Origin of the sequence: Deinococcus grandis (genome assembly GCF_001485435.1) — a bacterium.
Lineage (GTDB): Bacteria > Deinococcota > Deinococci > Deinococcales > Deinococcaceae > Deinococcus > Deinococcus grandis.
Genome location: NZ_BCMS01000003.1, coordinates 15,427 through 32,372, shown reverse-complemented (window position 1 = coordinate 32,372; position 16,946 = coordinate 15,427). Strand labels below are relative to the sequence as shown.

The window sequence follows — 16,946 nt, the reverse complement described above, 5'->3', positions numbered from 1 at the left end:
ACAATGGCAGCACGAAATCCTGCAGGGTTCACCCCCTGCCCCCGTTGTCAAAACCCCACCGTTCCCGTTTGGGATTGCACGCACGTGCACGGTGGGGTTTTGCTTTGCCCGGAGGCTGCTGATGCGGCCTCCGGGCCCCGCTGCAGCCTCCGGAAGGAGGCCTCATGTTCGTACTCGAATACACCGTCGGCGGCACGTCCAAGTTCCAATTCGGGGCCTGCCCCAGGAGTCTCAGAGCGGCTGTGAGAGCACAGGAGCAAGGCACCAGCCTCGCCCTGGGCGAACCCATCCGCACCGACCGACTCCACCTCTTCCCCGCCGTTCAGGCCCGCCTGAACCACCAGTAACCCTTGTGGGTCGCCTCGAGCGGCCCGGCACCGTCCAAAGCGTGCCGGGCTCCCCCGACCGCACTCGACTTCACCCGCCCAGCTGATCCCCCCTTCTCACCGGAGGGCGGACAGCCCCCGGACCTGAAGTCCTCCGCACTGGAGGCAAGGAGCACACCATGGCACGAGGCATGAATCACGTTTTCCTGATCGGCGTTCTCGCTCGCGAAGCTGAACTGCGCTACACCCCCAGCGGCACCGCCGTGTTCGAGGCCACCATCGCCGGTGAAGATCACATCATCGGCAGTGACGGCCAGCCCCGCAAGCTCCCCTGGTACCACCGCGTGTCCATCCTCGGCAAACCCGCCGAATGGCAGGCCGAACGCAACCTCAAGGCAGGCGATGCCGTGATGGTCGAAGGCAGCGTGGAGTACAGCCAGTGGGACGCACCGGAAGGCGGCAAGCGCAGCATGGTCCGCGTCAAAGCCCAGCGCATGGAGCAGCTCGGGTACTCGCCGGAACTCATTCAGGACGCCGGAGGCGGTGTGCGGATGAGTGGCGGCATGAACGAAGTCATCCTGATCGGCAACGTCACCCGTGACCCCGAACTCCGCTACACCCCCGCCGGCGACGCCGTGCTCGGACTCGGCCTGGCCGTGAATGAGACCTGGAACGACCGTCAGGGTCAGAAGCAGGAGAAAACCCACTGGATCGACGTCACGCTCTGGCGCGAACTTGCTGAACGCATGAAGGACCTCCGCAAAGGGGATCCCGTGCTCGTGCAGGGACGCCTCACCAACGAAGCCTGGACGGACCGCGACGGCAACAAGCGCAACACCACCAAGGTGGAAGCGTCCCGTGTCGAAGCGCTCGCCCGTGGCACCACCACGCAGGGCAGCACGCCGACCCGCAGTGCCGCGCCCGCCCCCGCACGTCAGCCTGTCGCCGCCGGAGCCTCCCGCTCCAGCAGCCCGGCCCCGACGCGCCCCGCCCCCACCCACTCGGGAGGACTCGACATCGATCAGGGACTGGATGATCACTTCCCGCCCGACGAGGACCTGCCTTTCTGAGTCACCCCGTTGAGATGCTGTACGCGCCGAGTTGACCTTGCGTCCTCGAACCGTACAACAACAGCCCTATCCGGCTGGATGATCCCCGATTGACCTTGCGTCTCGGGGATTTTCTCATGCAGAGGCAACGGCAGAAACGGTTCTGCATTCAGCAGCGATGTCCCTGAAGGAGTACCGCCTGCACGCTCTGATCACGTCTAGCGTTGACACATGATTCTGGGTCTAGACCACGTGCAAGTGAACGCCCCTCGCGGACATGAGGAAGATGCTCGCGCGTTCTTCGGTGCTTTCCTGGGACTGGAAGAGCTGCAAAAGCCCGAGGCCTTGCGGGGGAATGGAGGCGTGTGGTTCGCACTGCCCGATGGCCGGCAGATCCATACCGGCGTGACAGCGGCGTTCGTACCCAGTGAGAAGGGACACGTCTGTCTGTTCTGCAACGACTTGGATGCGGTACTTGTTCGCGCTGAGCAGTTCGGGGTTGTCTGTAGCCTGGACACCCGTCTGCCCTTACGGCGGCTTTACTGCTCCGATCCCTGGGGAAACCGCACGGAAATTGTCGAGGGACGCCACACCCAATAGATGGGGCTTCGCCGTCAAAGGAAGCAGTGCATGACGTGCAGGCCGACGAGCCCGAGCCTCGGATGCTTGAACGCCTGAGGCACAGTCCCAATCACCTGAAAGCCAAGGGTCTGATACAGCCGCACCGCGGCAGTGTTGGATTCTACGACCGCATTGAACTGCATGGCAGCGAACCCCTGCTCACGAGCCCAGGTCAGCGCGTACTCGCTCAGTGCGCGCCCGACGCCCTGTCCGCGCGCCTCCCCAGCCACCATAAAGCTTGCCGTGGCGACGTGCGCTCCTGGACTAGGACGGTTTCGCCCCATATGCGCGGTGCCCAGGATTTCAGCACCTTCACAGGCGACGACAGTGTGGTACGGGGGTGGCTGAACCCAGACAGCGTGCGCCTGATCGGCTGACCAAGCAGGGTCATACGGAAAGGTGTCACCGGTGGTTACGACGTCCTGAAAGATTGACCAGACGGCGGGCCAATCGGCCTCGGTGTACTCGCGGATGTGCACCTGAGTAGTGTATCCGCCTCCAATCAGTGGTCGATGCCCGAGTGTCAACGCAAGGATGCAGCATTTCCCGCTGTAGCGCGGCGCAGAAGGTGCTACAGTCATCTCAGTTTCTCCGCGAAGGTCACTTCGCCCCCGTTGTCGAAATCCTGCCGGCCCCCACGAGGGCACCCCTTTCACGGGGACCGGCAGGATTTCTCTTTTTTCGCTCAGGAGTGCGTCAGCAAGCAGTGTGCTGGCGCCCTCCCGGGCCCACACACTGACTGCTGGCGCACTCCGCCTTCACCGCCCATCCGTGGGCACAAGGAGTGCGTCATGCTCATCATCACCCGTCAGCAGTTCGCCGTTGCCGTCATCGCCCTCGCCCTGATGGCCGCCGTCATCCTGCTCGACCTGCCCGCCGGTTTCGGCGTGGCCACTATCGCCGCTTTCCTCATCAGCGGTCTGATCGTCACCCTGCAAGGCTGGGAAGAGCACAGCAACCGCCTGACACTCGTTCAGCGCAGCACGGACAACCTGAAGGATGGCCGCATGGTCATCCGCCTGCAGGCCGCTGGCCTCGCGCCCGTCACGCTGCACGTCGGCGACCTGATCGACACGATCAAGGACGCTCAACGCGAAGCGCGCTGGGACCGCATGCAGTCCAGGACCGTTCCCGTGAGCGGGTCCGTGCGTCTGATCATCCTCACGCATGGCGACACCAGTGTCGTCAACTTCCGCCCCACCAGTGGGGTCGGTTACCGGGTCATCGTGCCCACCAAGGAACTCCAGCAGCTGCTGCCCCGTTAAGCCCCGTCCACCCGATCCTTCCCGGCACGAACTGCGTGCCGGGGTCCCATACGGGGCACGGCGCTGCAGCTTCGGTCCGGACCTCCACCAGGAGCCTCCCATGACCATGAAACGTGAAATCTGGAGCGAGAAGCGCCACCAAACCGTACGTGCCGTCCCGAACGTGCTCGGGGAGGACGTGTTCCTCGAAACCCTGCGGAAGGTGAAAAACGACTACGTCCGGCTCACGGACGCCGAGACGTTACACCTCACCGACATGGCGACCTCGGGAACCGCTGACCAGCAGAACTTCGCCCGCGATCAGCTCGCGCGCAACGCTGGCCCGCTCCTCCTGGAAGTCGCGTACGAGTACAGCACCCGTTTCGGCGGGCTGCTCGAAGCGTATGACGGCGCCCTGCACCAGCTGAACAAGCTGCTGCCGCGAGTCACCGAAACCGCCGATGGGAAAATCCGCCGGACCGGTTGGAACCCCAATCAGAACGGCTTCCGCTGGCTGGCCTGGGTGCAGTACAAACTGCCCGCAGAGATGCCCATGGCGGCCGAACGTCTGGTCGACGACAAGCGTGCCAGTGGCGCACCCGCTGCGATCGCCTCCGGGCGCTCCAGGCTCCTCGCCACGGTCGGCAACGACGGCGCCCTCTTCGACGAGTGGGTCCGCCTGGCCAAGACACCCCGCCCAGCGAGTCACCTCCCGAAAGGGCGCAAGAACCTCATCGTGAAAAAAGGCGGTCTGCGCCGCGTCACCGCGGCCTTCCTGGCCGCCGGTGTCAACGGGAAGACCACCCCCACGACAACCCTCCCGGAAGCCCGCACCAGCGTGCTGCCCCTGACTCCCGCGTGGATCGCCCGCGCTGTGCGAGCGAATGCCCGCGCCATCCTGGCCCGCCCGAAACTGAGCGAGTCGACGATGCGGCAGGCCCGCGCCCTGGCCACCGTCACGGAATTCTGGGTGAATCGGAACGCCAAAGCGCACCGCCTCGACGCCGTCACCGGCGAAGACGGCGACCAGCGCCTCGCGGACATCCTCACCGCTGAACCCGTGGCGCCCCAGCGCTACGAAGCCCCGCTCCACCAGCTGGACCAGATCCGCGCCCTGCGCGCCTACCAGCGGTTCGGCCCCATCCACGGCGCGGTCCTCACCCGCCTTCCCGTTCGGGAGATCCTCCCCGTCCACCGGAAGCGGCAGCAGGAACGTCAAGTGCGGGACCGCTTCGCTCAGTTCTGCGAGCAGGCCGGAATCCCCGGCCAGGGACATGACGCCATTGCGGCGGCACGTCTCGCGCTCACGCTGACCGGTACGCCCCTGAACGCGCCCATGGATGATGTCCGTGAAGCGCTGCGCGGCGTGCAGGCAGCCCTGCGAGGCAAGACCGCCGTCTCCCGTCCGTCCCAGCTGGGCTCCGCCCTCCTGACGGCACTGATCGGCACCCCCCTCCAGCGTGCATCCAAGGACGACGAAGCCGTCGCCGGTGCCCTGCACCGGGCCAACCCCACCCTCCTCTTCCGGTTCAACCTGGCGGCCGCCGTTCTCTACGGCCGGAAGCTGGATCGTCAGGGTAAGGCCGACCGGACCTTCGTGGCCGCCTGCGTGAAAGCCGGCGTGCGGATCAAGCACGCGGAAGACGCGCTCGACCAGCTCGCCCATGTGCCCATCACGACCCGCCGCGCCCAGCGCGTCCGGGTTCAGGGTGGCACCCGCTACGTCCGGCCCATGCAACTCGCGCTCGAAGCCTGCGCTCAGAGCGCCGACGCCCGGGCGCGCGACGCCCGACTGACCCTCCTCCGCCTGGAAGGCGAACTCGCTGCTGCTGAAGCTGCTGCGGACATCGCCCCAGAAGCGGAATGGATCGCCGCTCTGGATCACGCCAAGGACATCCGGACCCGGTACCTGGCGGCGCATCGCGTCAGCGAAACGCTCACGAACTGCGCCGAAGCCCTCGAAGAGAGCGGCACCGACCTGAACCTGGGCCGTGCACTCCTCGCCCTGGTCGATCAGGACAACATCCTGGACGATCACCTGGCCCTGCAGAACCCACTCGCGTGGTGGGCTGACGCCTGGTGGGCTTGCCCCGCCGAGACGGACAGGGACGTGGTTGTGGTCCCCTTCTAACGTTCTTTCCCCATTGCGGTGGGGAGAGATCCCCCCACCGCTCCCCTGGAGCACCCATGAATGACCGACTTGATCTGGCCCAGCTCGCCCCCCACGCCCCCAAGCGGAACGTCGCCGATTTCCTTCGCCGGACCATCGACCCCGACTTCCTCGAACGCTGCGTGGACAAGCAGGCCAGTGTGGCCGCCCAGCGTGCCGCTGCCCGCAAACGCGGCGATGACGTGACGATCACGGCGCCCCTGGCCGGCGTCCTGATGGGCACCAAGCAGCAATACCCCGCCCTGTACGAGGCGTTCTTCGCCCTCGTGAAGGCTGGGGTCATGGCGCGCCACCAACGCACCGCGATCACCGAAGGCATGCCGTTCGCTGGCGTGAAGTCCGGCGACCGCGTGGCCGTGACGGAACGCGACTTCATTGACCCCTTGACCGTACACACACGTGAAGGCGTGGACATCGATCTACGCGCCGAAAGCGCCCTGGTTCGTCTCTCCCGCTCATGGATGGAAGTGGACCGCGTGTTCAACGCGGAAACCGTCCTCTCCAGGGGTGAAGCGGGCGCACTGGAAGCCACCCAATTCGCGCACAGTGAGTATCAGGTCCTCAGCGAGAGCCTCCTGACCGAGGTCCTCGACGTCGAAGGCCTGCTCATCCCCTGGGACGCCTCACCCCGCGACGCCCGGGCCCTCGCCGAAACCATCAGTGACACGTACCTGCGCACCCGCGTCCTGGCTGCGCTCGATCAGATGGACGGCGTGGATGACACCCACCGCGTCTACCTCCACAGCGAGGGCCAACCCGCCTTCCGCGTCCGGAAGATCGCGCCCGTCGAGAAGTGGAAGCCGTACACGCCCACCCCTCCTCAGCGGACCGTCCCGGAACCCACCCCCCAGAAACGGCGCCCCGGCCGGACCACCACGGCGAAGAAACGTGTGGTCTCCGTCGCTGCATACGCCGACATGCTCACCCGCCTGAGCGCCCTCCGACAGGAACGAGAGACCATCTCCGAACTGATGGGCAGCGCGATCGAAGACGGGGACCTACGTGAAAGTGCCGCCTACGATGAAGCCCGCACCCGCATGTTCGAAACAGACGCCGCGATCAGTCAACTCGAACGCGACCTGCTCGACGTGGAACCGGGTGACGTGGACAGCAACATTGGCCGCACCTTCGAGATCACCATCGCCGGCGTCCCCAAAACCGTCCGCCTCACCGATGGACACCCCCAGATCGGCGAAGTCAGCACCGCCGGATCACTCGGTCAGGCCCTGCTCCACGCCACCGCTGGACAGACCGTGACCGTCACCTCCACGCACCACCGCCTCGTGCCCACCACCAGCCGTCAGATCATGACTGCCGGAACCGTCACGAGTAAGCGCCACGTCCCAGAAGGCGTGACCGCACCGGCCATCACCGACGTGCACACCCAGTACACGTCCACACTCGTCACCTACAAGCGGGAACAGCCAGTCCAGGTTGTGAACGTGATCCACATTCTCAGCATCACCTGAACCCTCAGCATCACCCCGTTGACTTCGAGTGCCCTACTGGTTGACCTTGCGTCCCAGGCCTGCACACGAACTGCGCTCACCCGCAGAAGATGCCCCCGATTGACCTTGTGTCTCGGGGGTTTCCTGTTGATCCCCACTCGTCACCCCCACGTCCCACACACTCGGGGCATGCGACGACTCAGCACCGTGCTGTTGCCCGCCGCCCTCCTGCTGTCTTCATGCGGCACTGGGGCCTTCAGCAATCCGTTCATTCAGACCATCGAGGTCACCCTCAATCCCAGTGCCGTCACTCTCCCGCCGGGCAGCTCTACTCGCGTCCAGGTGACCGGCAAAGTCAGTGGCACCGCTGAGACCGTCACGGGCCTGAACATCACCCCCCGCGAAGTTCCAGCCGAATTGACCGTGACGCCCAGCACGGGCGCCCTGACCGTCGCCGTGCAGTCTGGGGCAGCCCCAGGAACCTACAGCGTGCCGCTGGCTGTCACCGCCACCGGCGGGAGCGGTACGGCCGTCCTGGCCGTGACGGTCACCCCCACGACCCGTACGCCGTACACCGTCAAACCCATCACGGCCCTGACGTTGGAGCCCGGCCAGCAGCGCCGGGTCTCCATCACGCCGGACCGCGCTGGAGAACTCGCTACCGACGTGCGGATCACCGGCATCACGGGCGCGCTGAGCGTCACGCGGGACACCGACCCGCTCGGCTTCACGATCAGCGCGGCGGCCACCCAGACCGTCGGAGCGTACGTCCTGCAGATCACGACGTCCGATGGCACACAAACCGTCACCACCCCACTCACCGTGAACGTTGAGGAGCAGAAATGAAAACGCGTCTGAAGATGGTCATCCTGGGAGCATCACTTGCCTTCGGCCTCGCCTCCGCAGCCCCAATGGAGACCTCCCAGAACACGTACATGGGCGGCAGCATTACCCGCGAGTACCGCGCCAGTGATCTGAAGCAGGCGTACGGGATCCTCGACATCGCCATGGGCGAGATCTGGGTGCTCAATCTCCCCGATGACGTGGTGGATGTCATCACGTCCCGCGAGGGCGTTCTGCAGTTCTCCCAGCGCGGTCAACGGGTGGTGATCGGGGCGACGGCCAGCACCGGCTCGTACCCGATCCTGGTGATGACGGCTGACAGCGTGTACTTCTTCCAGGCGCGCCTCGCGCCGTCCCGCGGTGGCGGGGTGCGGAACATCATCGTTCGCGCTGATCAGGCGCCGGAACCCGAGCAGCAGATCCCCGGCTTCCCCACCCAGGCTGCACCCACCAACGCGCTCCCGCAGACCAGCATGCCGGTCGCTACACCAGCATCTCCGACCACCACGCGTACACCCGCCAGTACCCCCGCAGCAGCCTCCTTACCCGCATCAACAGCTCGGACCAGCCCGGCGACGACCTCCACGCCGACCAGGACAGTCACGTCGCAGGTCACCCCACAACCCGCCGCCTCTCCTGTGCCCGTGCCCGTGTCCCTTCCAGCACGAGCGGACGTCGAGTTTCGCGCCCTGACCAACGGGCAGCAGACCAGGGTCTATTACCGGATCACCAACTCAGGGAGCGTCCCCGTCACGTTCGACGAACGGCGCCTCACTCTGAACGGCGTTCAAGGCCTGGGGGCGACGGACGCCGTGGTGCGCGTCAACCCAGGCGAAACGAAGTACGGTCAGGTCGATCTGACCACTGCCCCCACCAGCATCAACGCCCAGTGGCAGGGCAGCAGCGTGGATGGGCAGGCGGCCGCCGAGGTCATGCGGACCGTCACGGTCGAGCGCCTGGGTGCCAGTTGAGTGAACCCCTGAACCGGGAAACGTCCGCCGAGGCTCTGGCGGACGTTTCCTCTCTCCTGCACGACCTGGCCCTCGGGAGCCGCCGACTCGCAGAACTCGATGGCCGCGTGGACGTGGCCGCTCTGGTCCAGCAGGACCTCCTGCGGGTCGTGCACGGCGTCCTCGGCCCTGTGGTCATCCTGGGTACGGCTGGCCGGGCGGCGTGCCAGCTCACGAACCCGAAACCCCTCTCTGCCAGCACGGCCACGGATGAAGTGGCGCTGCGCGAAGCGACCCTCATGGCCGTCGCGCGGGGGTATACCGTCGCGCTCGTCGGGTCACGGTCACTCCGCCTGACGGATGCCGCCGGGCGGGAACACGTGCTCTACATCCGCGTGTCGAGTGGCCCCCCCAGCACGAAGTGGGTGGCCACCCTCATCCGGCGGCACCGCAGCACCCTCCGACTGCACTCCAGCACGCTCATTCTGGTCGTCACCCGGCCGGAGAACTACGCGCGGCAGGTCCAGTACCAGCGTCACCTTCAGGTCTGGGCACTCCAGTAGTCCACCGTGATGACCTCTACGTGCGGGTAGTCCGCCTTCATCCGGGCGGAGCGGATCGCGCTGGGGGTCGCCCAGACCAGTCTGCTGTACGGTTCGAACTGACGCACCTTGCGGCGGATCGTGCGGCGGTCGTATCCCGCGTCGTACTCCATGGCGATCAGCTCTTCCCCGTCCTTCATGACAGCGTCCGGTCGGTGAAAACGGCCGCCCCGGTCAATCGTCCACTGCTCGGCACTCGCGGCCAGCTGCCACCGCATGGCCGCCGTGCCTGCCGCGTGGGACAGGGAGCTGATCGGCGCGTCCCGCAGCCTGGATTCTGAGGCCGCGCGAAACGTCACGTCCACCGTCCAGGAGCTCTTCCGCATGGGCTGCACGGACAGGGTCAGCCCAGGGAAACGCGTGCCGTCCAGCCCCACCCTGGACAGCATCGCGTCGGTCAGCACGTCGTCAACTGCGAGCAGCTCCTCGATCGCCTGCCGATTCCGGTTCGCCTGAGCGAGCCGGTCCATGGGCGTGGGGCGAGGGCTGGGAGGTGATTGAATCACTTCACGCTCACGTCGATTCGGATGGCGAGCGGTTCACCAGCGGGCAGCTGTCCGAAGGGCACGACCTGCGCTTTGGTGTCCGGCACGACGAACGCCTGAGCCAGGTTGCCGCCCAGCGCGAGCCAGAAGTTCTGCGGGCGCTCCTGCGTCGTGACCAGGCCTGACGCGGAGTACGTCGTTGACTTGGCCGACTGGGACTGCACGAAGGATTGAACGCCAGTGAGCAGCCCATTCAGCGCCGTCCTGGCGGCATTCGGTGACGCGGTCCGCACACGCCCGCCAATACCAGGGCCGTCCGACGACTCCACATAAGCAGTGACAGGTACCTGCGTGCCCGTCTGCGTGAGCAGCGTCGTGAAGGCCAGCAGGATCCGTCCACGGTCATCGAGGGAAGCCGTGCCCCGCCACATCGCCCCGTCAGCAGAGCGTGCCCAGACGGGATGCGTGACTCCGGGATACACGGCGACCGGTGTCGTCAGGGTCGCTTCCACCACACTCCCCGGCATGGCCACACTGCGGGCGTCACCGGCCACCTGAGGAGCTGCGGAGGGTGTAGGGGCGGGTGAAGACGCAGGGGTGGCCGGGGTGGAGAGTTCGGGTTGCACGGTACGCCCCGAACTCGTGGACACGAAGCCGCCCGTCGTGGTGGCCTGCGAAGTCGCAGTGTTGGCGCTGACCAGGGCACCCGACTGCGCGGGCGTGGCAGCAGCACTGGAAACGAGACCGCCCGTCGCGTTGGCAGATGGCCGTTCCGTGGCCGCGCGAGACACCAGTCCCGTCGCCTGGGGTGCAGCCGATGCCGCAGGCGTCGTGGAAGTCAAGGCTGCACGCGGGGTCGCTGGCGCGGGCGTCGTCGCCACGACCGCGGGACGAGTCTCCGGCTGACTGGCTGCCCCTGCAGGTTGCTGCGAGATCAGGGCCTGTCGTTCGACGGGTGCCGCAGACGCAGCAGGGGTCGTACCGGTGAAGGCAGACGTAGGGGTGACCGTCACGGGGGTGGCCCTGGCCGTCACGGGCACGGGCGCCGCCGTGATCGGCTGTGGGGCCGCAACTGAACCCCCGTACGGATCAGGGAGGCGCGTCGACGTGACGGGCACCGGCGCAGAGGTGACTGGCATGGGCGTCACGTCTGGGTATGCACTCTGCACGGGCGTGACCGGCTCGACTGGTGCTGGCGCAGCAGGCGTAGGGGTGACCGGTGTCGGCGAGATGGGTTCCGGTGCAGCCACCGGCGTGCTGCTCGGCGTGATCGGCTCAACAGGTGTGGGGGTGTCCTGCGTGCTCTGCGGCAGGCTACTGGTCGGCGCGGCCGCGACCGTGGGGGTGACGGCCTCCGACACAGCTTCCTCATTCTTGGATGCGGCGGCCTTTTTCTCCGGCATCACCGCCGTGATCAGCACGGCCGCAAGCAGCAGGCCTCCGGCGCCCACGACGAACGTGGCCGGACGCACCCGCCCCTTCCCTCGTGCACTTTTCCCCTGAGCTCGCTGGAACTGCGTGGTCAGGACCGTCATGGCGTTGCCCTTCTGACTCGCCTTCCCGAACAGCTCGCGGGCCTCCTCAGCCTGCTCGTCGATCACGGCCTCATTGATCCGCCGGGCCAGCGTGGCGTCCTGAGCGGAGACCTGCCCGAGGAAGGTCGAGAATTCGGGGCTCTCCGGTTCGACCAGCGTCAGGTCGGGGTCCAGAGCATGGAGTTGACGTTCGATCTCGGCGCGGTGTTCAGCGTGATATGGCATGCCGTCAGCGTGCCTGTCCTCGGGGTGACGACATGCACCCCGAATTTCCACCCGCATCTGGAATACCCCCGAAGGGGGGGGTGCTTCCCCTGCGTGGGCGGTCACCCCTACGTCCCTCACGGTGCGGGATGGAGGTCCACCCATGAACACTCAGAACCCTGTCCGCCCCGTTTCCGCCCTGCACGCCGTGAACGCCCTGTACCTGCGCCTCGTGGTCCTACTCACGCTGGCCTTCTCGTCCAGCAGCTTCGCGCAGGCCACTCCCGAAGCCTTCCAGAAGAACATGGACGACAAAGCCGGGGTGTTCTGCAAGTACGTGAACATCCTCCCCCAGAGCAAGTGGGTCACGCTGGTCGCCCTCGTGTTCTTCATCATCGGCGCGATCCTGATGATCTTCGGCGGCCGCGGCGGCAACGTCTACCTCTTCCGGGGCATCGGCGCCGTCGTGATCATCCCCGCCCTGATCTCCCTGGGCGCGTCGTTCGGCATCGTCTGCTGACGGAGCTATGGACGAGATTCCATTCCCACAGTACCGGAAGGGGGTCCCGAAGGCGGGCCTGGACGAGGTGACGCATTTCATGCTCGCCGTCGTCCTGGCCGCCTTCCCTTACTTCTTCATGCAGCTCCTCCTCGGCGACTGGGGGTTTGCCCCAGTCGTCTCGGGCGCCATCGCGTGGGCCTCGTTCCGGTTCGTGACGGTGCCCATCGTCCGCTACATCTTCCAGCAGCTCCCCCCCGTGTTCCTGGAGCATTACGTCGCCACCGTCTACTTCCGGGGCGGCCTCGCCACCCGTCCGGACCCGGAACCCATTCCCTTCAAGGTGGACTGAATGCCCTACCACGACGTCGGCAACGCCCTGAAAGTGGCGGAGAACCAAAGTAACCTCACCCAGCAGTTGACGTACCACGGCCTCGAGAACGGCACGGTCTTCACGCTCGACAACAAGATGACGTTCGGACTGAACGTCGATCTCCTGTCCGCGGCCCGGGCCACACCGGACGTCCGGGTGTCCAATCGGGACCGCATCATGGCCGCGATTCAGGGGGCGCTGCCTGCCGGCGCCGTGGTGCGCTTCTATCTGGACAACCGCCCGGCCACCCGGACTGCCCTCGCACAACTCGCGCCCATCGAGCGGGATGGCAGCCCCGTCGAGCGGATGCTCCAGGCGAATCACGCGGTCCTCGAACGCATGCGGCGTGGCCACTGGGTCAGCGACAGCTCGGCCTACTTCACGGTGACCCTCACCGTGCCCGGCCGACCCAAGAAGACGCCGTACAAGGACGTCAACCTGCAAGCCCTGGTCTCCAAAGCCGCCACGCTCCAGAGCCGCCTCGCCCGGCAGCTCACCCTCGGCGGGATGCGCACGAGCCCCATGTCCAGTGACGACGTCTGGGCCCGCATCATCGATTACTTCAACCCGGATATGGCCAGCGCGGAGAAACCCGTCTATCAACGGGATCTCGACGCCGGTGACCTGGCCGCTTACCGCGTCGGCCAGAAGCTCAAGAACAATCCCAAGGCGCCACGTCCCTTCGTGGCGACCATGCGAGCCCAGGTCGCGTGCAGCGGCATCGACCTGGACCATGACGCCTGCTTCACCGTGGGCCACACCCGGGTGGGCATCGTGTCGTTCCTCAAGCCGACCCGGAGCACGCACGTCGGTGCCACGGAAGAAATCATCCAGGCCCTGGGCGGCACGCACTCCACGTTCATGGTCGAGTACCTGGTCGTGGACGCCCCGAAAGTCCGCGCGCAGATCAACGAGTCACTGGACAAGCAGGAAACAGCTGCCAGTGATCCCTCCATGAAAGCCGGGCGCGAAGTGTACACGCGCATCTCGGAAGGGACGGCCCTGGTGCAGGCCCTGGAGATGGGGCAGGTACTCACGGAAATGAGCATGCACGCCATCATTTTCGCTCGCTCTCAGGAAGAACTGGACGAACGGCGTGAACGGACACTCGCGGCCTTCAGTTCGGTCGGGGGCTGCATGCCCCGCATCGCGTCGCACGCGGACGGCATTCACCTGTACCTGCAGAATGCGCCCTTCAGCGGGAAGCGCAGCGCGTATCAGGTGGCGGCGTACTACCGGAACGCGGTCGATTGCATGCCGCAGGCTGGTCCATGGTCGGGAACGCGTGAAGGCGTGCTGCCCCTGCGAGGCCGACGGGGCAACGTGTTCTCGATCTCGCCAGTCGCGCCGGGTATCCGCAACGCGGGCGTGGTGGTGGCGGGCAGCAGTGGTGGGGGGAAGAGCGTCCTGGTCTCCATGCTCGCTGCCGGGCTGGTGCACCGACATCAGGCATCCTTGACGGTCGTCGACCCGAAACGGGACTACCTCCCACTCTTCATGGCACTTGGTGCCGCAGATGCCATCGTCAGCATCAAACCCAACGCCCGGCTCCCCTCCGGCGAGCGGGTCCGCATCAATCCGTTCGATCTTCGTAATGAGGACGACACGGTCACTGCTGAAAAAATCTCGTACTTGCTGGAATTGATGCGCGCCCTGCGCATCAACGACCTGAGTGGGCGGCGCGTCAGCATCCTGCACGAGGCCATCCAGGTGTTCTACCGACGGTTCTCCCGGCCGATAGATCGGGGTGGGGACGTCGTGGACCGCTACACGGGCGAAGGGACCCTGACGGACTTCGCGGACATCATTTCGCGTCTGAACATCGTGGGGGACAAGCCCGTCCTGTCCGACCCGGAGCTGCGCCGTGAGGTGAGTGACGTCGCCAACGAACTCCGGGCGTACACGCGCGAAACGCCCATCGGGACGCTGCTGGACGGTCCCACCACCGTGAACGTTCAGTCCCGGTACCTGTACCTCGATATCAGCGGCATGATCGACCACCCCCAACTCCTGACCATCGGGACGCTGCTGACCAACGAACTCGTCTGGAATCGGAGCATGAACATGGAAGGCCGGAAGGTCATCGTCATGGAGGAAGCAGGGGTCGCAAAGGAGCTTCCTGGCCTCGTCCAGCTCACCAACCGCCTGTTCATGACGGGCCGTTCCCTCGGGATGATTCCCATCCTGGCCATGCAGAACATCGAAACTGCGAAAGCGTATAAGGACGTCGTCAACAACGCGAACACTCGCATCTTGCTGGCGAGCCAGCCGTCCGAGCGAGAAGATGTCGCGGCACTCTTCGATCTGAATGCGTCCATGCGGGCCCTGTACGCCTCGCTGGGCGGCGAAGCGAACCGGTTCCGGGAGGCACTCATCCTCCAGAACGGCGGGAACGGGCATCTGGACGGCGATGTCGGACAGCTGTGGCTGTCCCGCGAGGCGTACTGGATGAGCACCAGTGACAAGCAGGAAGCAGAGTACCGGGCCCACGTGGCGACGGAACTGTACGCCGGGGATGAAGCCCGGGCCGCCATTCACATCGCGCAGGAGGAGCAGCATGCCGCATAGATCCGCAGTGACCCGAACACTGGCGCTCACGGCTTTCATGTCCAGCGCCGCACTCGCCCAGGACGACATCCTCGACCCCATCAGCGGGGCGCTCGACGGCGCCAACAACGTCATGATGACCGTCGACTCCACCATCGCCATGCTCTCCAAAGCCATTGATCTGCTCACGATGGTCCCCGTCATCGGACCGTTCGCGCAGATGCTCAAACCGATCGTCAATACCTACATGGACATGAAGACGACCATCATGCCCATCATCGACGCCGGGAACCGCGGGATGGCGTACGTCAAGCAGATCAACGAGGCCCGGAACACGGTCCGGCAGATGTTCAGTAACAGCAACTTCTCCGATCGCGTGAACAGCATCAACAGCCTGGTCGGGCAGTTCGGCGGCCTGAGTTCCCTGAATGGGAACGCCCGCACCATCGACCCGAACGACCCACGAGGTAGCGTCGCGCGCATCCTGTCGTCAGCAGACCAGCAGATCGCGGACGTGCGCTCACAGATCAGCCAGGCCCAGTCCCAGCGGGACATGCCGAGGTACCGCGCCCTCGTGCAGCGGGAGGAGGAACTGAAAGGCCTCCGCACCCGCATCCGGCAGGCGGGGGAAATGGCGGCCAGTCAGCGAGACTCGATGAAGCTCGTGACCCGCACCAGTCAGGTGGCCGCGGACGCCGCGCGCCGCGCGCCCGGGCAGGCCGCGAACCTCCAGGCGACCCTGAGTGCCGAGGGCGCCCTGAAGATCCTGGGCACCATGGCCATCGAGCAACTGAACGTCAACGCGGGTGGATTCGATGCCCTCAGTCAGCAGCTCGCCACGATCAGCCAGAACCAGACCATCACGAACGAGCAGAACGACCAGCTGCTCAGTCACTTCCAGCAGCAGGAGCGGGAGCGGACCGCCCGGAACCGGCAGCTCATCGAGGAGACCACGCGCCGCCAGGAGGAAGAGTACAAGTCCATGATCAAACGCACGGACATGCTCGCCGACAGCATCGGGCAGACGCTCAGTCCGAGTGATGAACGGCGCAGTGACATCCGCAGCCTGATGGGCGGCAGCAAGTGAGTCGTGCGCTGCCCCTGCTGGTCCTGCTCGCCGGGGTGGCGCACGCCGCAGGCACCCCCGTCGAGTGCCCCACCGCAGCCGTCGCGTCGACCGCTGACGTGACCCTGAGTGCGTTCCTCCCCAACGCACCCTGCCTCTTCGCTCAGAACATCGACCTCTGGGCGAGATGGGGCCTCTGGACTGGCATGGCGACCGTCGGCCTGACCCTGACGGCCGCGTTCTTCTTCTGGAAGCTTTTCGCCGCAGTCATGGGTGGGGCGCCGGAGAAGGCGCTCATGCCCTTCATGATCGCCGCCGTGATCGGCCTGCTCGTGTCCCCCGCCCGGGAGAACAAGGGCCTCCTGCCCGACATTCAGGCCAGTGCCATGGAAGGATTCGTCAGCCTGTACAGCATGTCAGCTGCCGTGGGAACCAGGGCACTGACAGAAGGTCCCACCAGTGTGCAGGAACAAACACGGGAACTCGGGAAGAATGTCGCCCTGCTCGTCGCACGTGGCTCTCAAGCAGCGGAGATCCGCAAGCAGCTGGACGCGATCAAAGCCGGTGAGATTTCGGGGGACCTGAAGGATCCCAACCTCGTGAACAGCCTGTACGCCCAGCAGCTGGAGAAGGATCAGGCCGGCATCACCCAGGCCTTCTCCGGGAACGGCTGGGTGTTCAACGTGGGCTTCCTCTTGCTGTACGGGCTGTTCGCGATCTTCGCTGGGATCATGTACGCCGTGGGCTTCAGCCTGCAACTGTCCCTCCTGCTCCTCCCAGTTGCGATTGCTTTCCTGGTGCTGGGCCGATTCCAGCCCGTCGGTTACGTTGGTGGCTCATATCTCGCAGCCATGCTGGTCGCCGTCGTCATGCCGATTAGCGTGGCCAGTGTCACCACAGTGGGCCTGGGTATTCCCGCAGCTCGCCTCATGCCAACGGTGACCAAGATGAACAGTGAGGTCGCAGCGAATCTCCAAAAGTACC

At 65.7% G+C, this 16,946-nt stretch carries 16 protein-coding genes; 13 read left to right on the top strand and 3 right to left on the bottom strand.

From position 1 onward, the window contains the following. The first annotated feature begins 164 nt into the window (after window positions 1-164). The 3 genes from DEIGR_RS17290 to DEIGR_RS19925 all read left to right on the top strand — a co-directional run bounded on the left by DEIGR_RS17290 (window position 165) and on the right by DEIGR_RS19925 (window position 1,975). A complete protein-coding gene (locus DEIGR_RS17290; RefSeq protein WP_058979469.1) occupies window positions 165-347 on the top strand; it encodes a hypothetical protein in 183 nt (60 codons plus the stop codon). A 170-nt stretch (window positions 348-517) separates the two neighbouring features. Next, window positions 518-1,396 (top strand): single-stranded DNA-binding protein, encoded by an 879-nt coding sequence (gene ssb, locus DEIGR_RS17285; protein ID WP_236704946.1) that lies wholly within the window; start codon window positions 518-520, stop codon window positions 1,394-1,396. A 210-nt stretch (window positions 1,397-1,606) separates the two neighbouring features. Further along, the gene (locus DEIGR_RS19925) at window positions 1,607-1,975 is read left to right on the top strand and encodes a VOC family protein (protein ID WP_083524268.1); all 369 of its coding nucleotides are present in this window, start codon (window positions 1,607-1,609) and stop codon (window positions 1,973-1,975) included. A gap of 14 nt (window positions 1,976-1,989) precedes the next feature. On the opposite strand, the gene DEIGR_RS17280 is transcribed toward DEIGR_RS19925, so the two are convergent. Further along, a complete protein-coding gene (locus DEIGR_RS17280; RefSeq protein WP_058979465.1) occupies window positions 1,990-2,475 on the bottom strand; it encodes a GNAT family N-acetyltransferase in 486 nt (161 codons plus the stop codon). A gap of 312 nt (window positions 2,476-2,787) precedes the next feature. On the opposite strand from DEIGR_RS17280, the gene DEIGR_RS17275 reads away from it, so the two are divergent. From DEIGR_RS17275 to DEIGR_RS17250, 6 genes are all read left to right on the top strand, one after another. Beyond that, window positions 2,788-3,261 carry a hypothetical protein gene (locus DEIGR_RS17275; protein WP_058979463.1) on the top strand — a complete coding sequence of 158 codons (474 nt, stop codon included), beginning with the start codon at window positions 2,788-2,790 and terminating at the stop codon, window positions 3,259-3,261. A gap of 100 nt (window positions 3,262-3,361) precedes the next feature. Then, complete coding sequence (locus DEIGR_RS17270) at window positions 3,362-5,371, top strand: hypothetical protein (RefSeq protein WP_058979461.1); 2,010 nt, start codon at window positions 3,362-3,364, stop codon at window positions 5,369-5,371. Between the two features lie 56 nt (window positions 5,372-5,427). Continuing rightward, window positions 5,428-6,879: a GreA/GreB family elongation factor gene (locus tag DEIGR_RS21360; RefSeq protein ID WP_058979459.1), complete on the top strand. Its 1,452-nt coding sequence runs from the start codon at window positions 5,428-5,430 to the stop codon at window positions 6,877-6,879. Window positions 6,880-7,047: 168 nt separating this feature from the next. Continuing rightward, entirely contained in the window at window positions 7,048-7,704 is a 657-nt protein-coding gene (locus DEIGR_RS17260) for a hypothetical protein (RefSeq protein ID WP_058979457.1), read from the top strand. Window positions 7,705-7,769: 65 nt separating this feature from the next. Next, window positions 7,770-8,672 (top strand): hypothetical protein, encoded by a 903-nt coding sequence (locus DEIGR_RS17255; protein ID WP_058979455.1) that lies wholly within the window; start codon window positions 7,770-7,772, stop codon window positions 8,670-8,672. Further along, the gene (locus DEIGR_RS17250) at window positions 8,669-9,214 is read left to right on the top strand and encodes a hypothetical protein (RefSeq protein WP_153013909.1); all 546 of its coding nucleotides are present in this window, start codon (window positions 8,669-8,671) and stop codon (window positions 9,212-9,214) included. The genes DEIGR_RS17255 and DEIGR_RS17250 overlap by 4 nt, the downstream gene beginning before the upstream one ends. On the opposite strand, the gene DEIGR_RS17245 is transcribed toward DEIGR_RS17250, so the two are convergent. Next, window positions 9,193-9,723 carry a hypothetical protein gene (locus DEIGR_RS17245; RefSeq protein ID WP_058979447.1) on the bottom strand — a complete coding sequence of 177 codons (531 nt, stop codon included), beginning with the start codon at window positions 9,721-9,723 and terminating at the stop codon, window positions 9,193-9,195. The two genes, DEIGR_RS17250 and DEIGR_RS17245, sit on opposite strands and share 22 nt — an antisense overlap. 32 nt (window positions 9,724-9,755) lie before the next feature. Continuing rightward, window positions 9,756-11,498, bottom strand: coding sequence for a hypothetical protein (locus DEIGR_RS21355; RefSeq protein WP_236704945.1), 1,743 nt, complete (start codon window positions 11,496-11,498; stop codon window positions 9,756-9,758). A gap of 142 nt (window positions 11,499-11,640) precedes the next feature. On the opposite strand from DEIGR_RS21355, the gene DEIGR_RS17235 reads away from it, so the two are divergent. The 4 genes from DEIGR_RS17235 to DEIGR_RS17220 are packed head-to-tail and all read left to right on the top strand — an operon-like array spanning window position 11,641 to window position 15,983. Further along, window positions 11,641-11,997, top strand: coding sequence for a hypothetical protein (locus DEIGR_RS17235; protein WP_058979443.1), 357 nt, complete (start codon window positions 11,641-11,643; stop codon window positions 11,995-11,997). 7 nt (window positions 11,998-12,004) lie between these two features. After that, entirely contained in the window at window positions 12,005-12,328 is a 324-nt protein-coding gene (locus DEIGR_RS17230) for a hypothetical protein (RefSeq protein WP_058979441.1), read from the top strand. Next, window positions 12,329-14,917, top strand: a complete 2,589-nt coding sequence (locus DEIGR_RS17225; RefSeq protein ID WP_058979439.1) for a VirB4 family type IV secretion system protein — start codon at window positions 12,329-12,331, stop codon at window positions 14,915-14,917. A gap of 37 nt (window positions 14,918-14,954) precedes the next feature. After that, window positions 14,955-15,983, top strand: a complete 1,029-nt coding sequence (locus tag DEIGR_RS17220; protein ID WP_058979437.1) for a hypothetical protein — start codon at window positions 14,955-14,957, stop codon at window positions 15,981-15,983. Window positions 15,984-16,946: the final 963 nt, after the last annotated feature.

Excerpts from the sequence above, each read along its gene's own strand:
- DEIGR_RS17290 (WP_058979469.1), top strand. The coding sequence starts at position 165 with ATGTTCGTACTCGAATACACCGTCGGCGGCACGTCCAAGTTCCAATTC.
- ssb (WP_236704946.1), top strand. The coding sequence starts at position 518 with ATGAATCACGTTTTCCTGATCGGCGTTCTCGCTCGCGAAGCTGAACTG.
- DEIGR_RS19925 (WP_083524268.1), top strand. The coding sequence starts at position 1,607 with ATGATTCTGGGTCTAGACCACGTGCAAGTGAACGCCCCTCGCGGACAT.
- DEIGR_RS17275 (WP_058979463.1), top strand. The coding sequence starts at position 2,788 with ATGCTCATCATCACCCGTCAGCAGTTCGCCGTTGCCGTCATCGCCCTC.
- DEIGR_RS17270 (WP_058979461.1), top strand. The coding sequence starts at position 3,362 with ATGACCATGAAACGTGAAATCTGGAGCGAGAAGCGCCACCAAACCGTA.
- DEIGR_RS21360 (WP_058979459.1), top strand. The coding sequence starts at position 5,428 with ATGAATGACCGACTTGATCTGGCCCAGCTCGCCCCCCACGCCCCCAAG.
- DEIGR_RS17260 (WP_058979457.1), top strand. The coding sequence starts at position 7,048 with ATGCGACGACTCAGCACCGTGCTGTTGCCCGCCGCCCTCCTGCTGTCT.
- DEIGR_RS17255 (WP_058979455.1), top strand. The coding sequence starts at position 7,770 with ATGGAGACCTCCCAGAACACGTACATGGGCGGCAGCATTACCCGCGAG.
- DEIGR_RS17245 (WP_058979447.1), bottom strand. The coding sequence starts at position 9,723 with ATGGACCGGCTCGCTCAGGCGAACCGGAATCGGCAGGCGATCGAGGAG.
- DEIGR_RS21355 (WP_236704945.1), bottom strand. The coding sequence starts at position 11,498 with ATGCCATATCACGCTGAACACCGCGCCGAGATCGAACGTCAACTCCAT.
- DEIGR_RS17235 (WP_058979443.1), top strand. The coding sequence starts at position 11,641 with ATGAACACTCAGAACCCTGTCCGCCCCGTTTCCGCCCTGCACGCCGTG.
- DEIGR_RS17230 (WP_058979441.1), top strand. The coding sequence starts at position 12,005 with ATGGACGAGATTCCATTCCCACAGTACCGGAAGGGGGTCCCGAAGGCG.
- DEIGR_RS17225 (WP_058979439.1), top strand. The coding sequence starts at position 12,329 with ATGCCCTACCACGACGTCGGCAACGCCCTGAAAGTGGCGGAGAACCAA.
- DEIGR_RS17220 (WP_058979437.1), top strand. The coding sequence starts at position 14,955 with ATGTCCAGCGCCGCACTCGCCCAGGACGACATCCTCGACCCCATCAGC.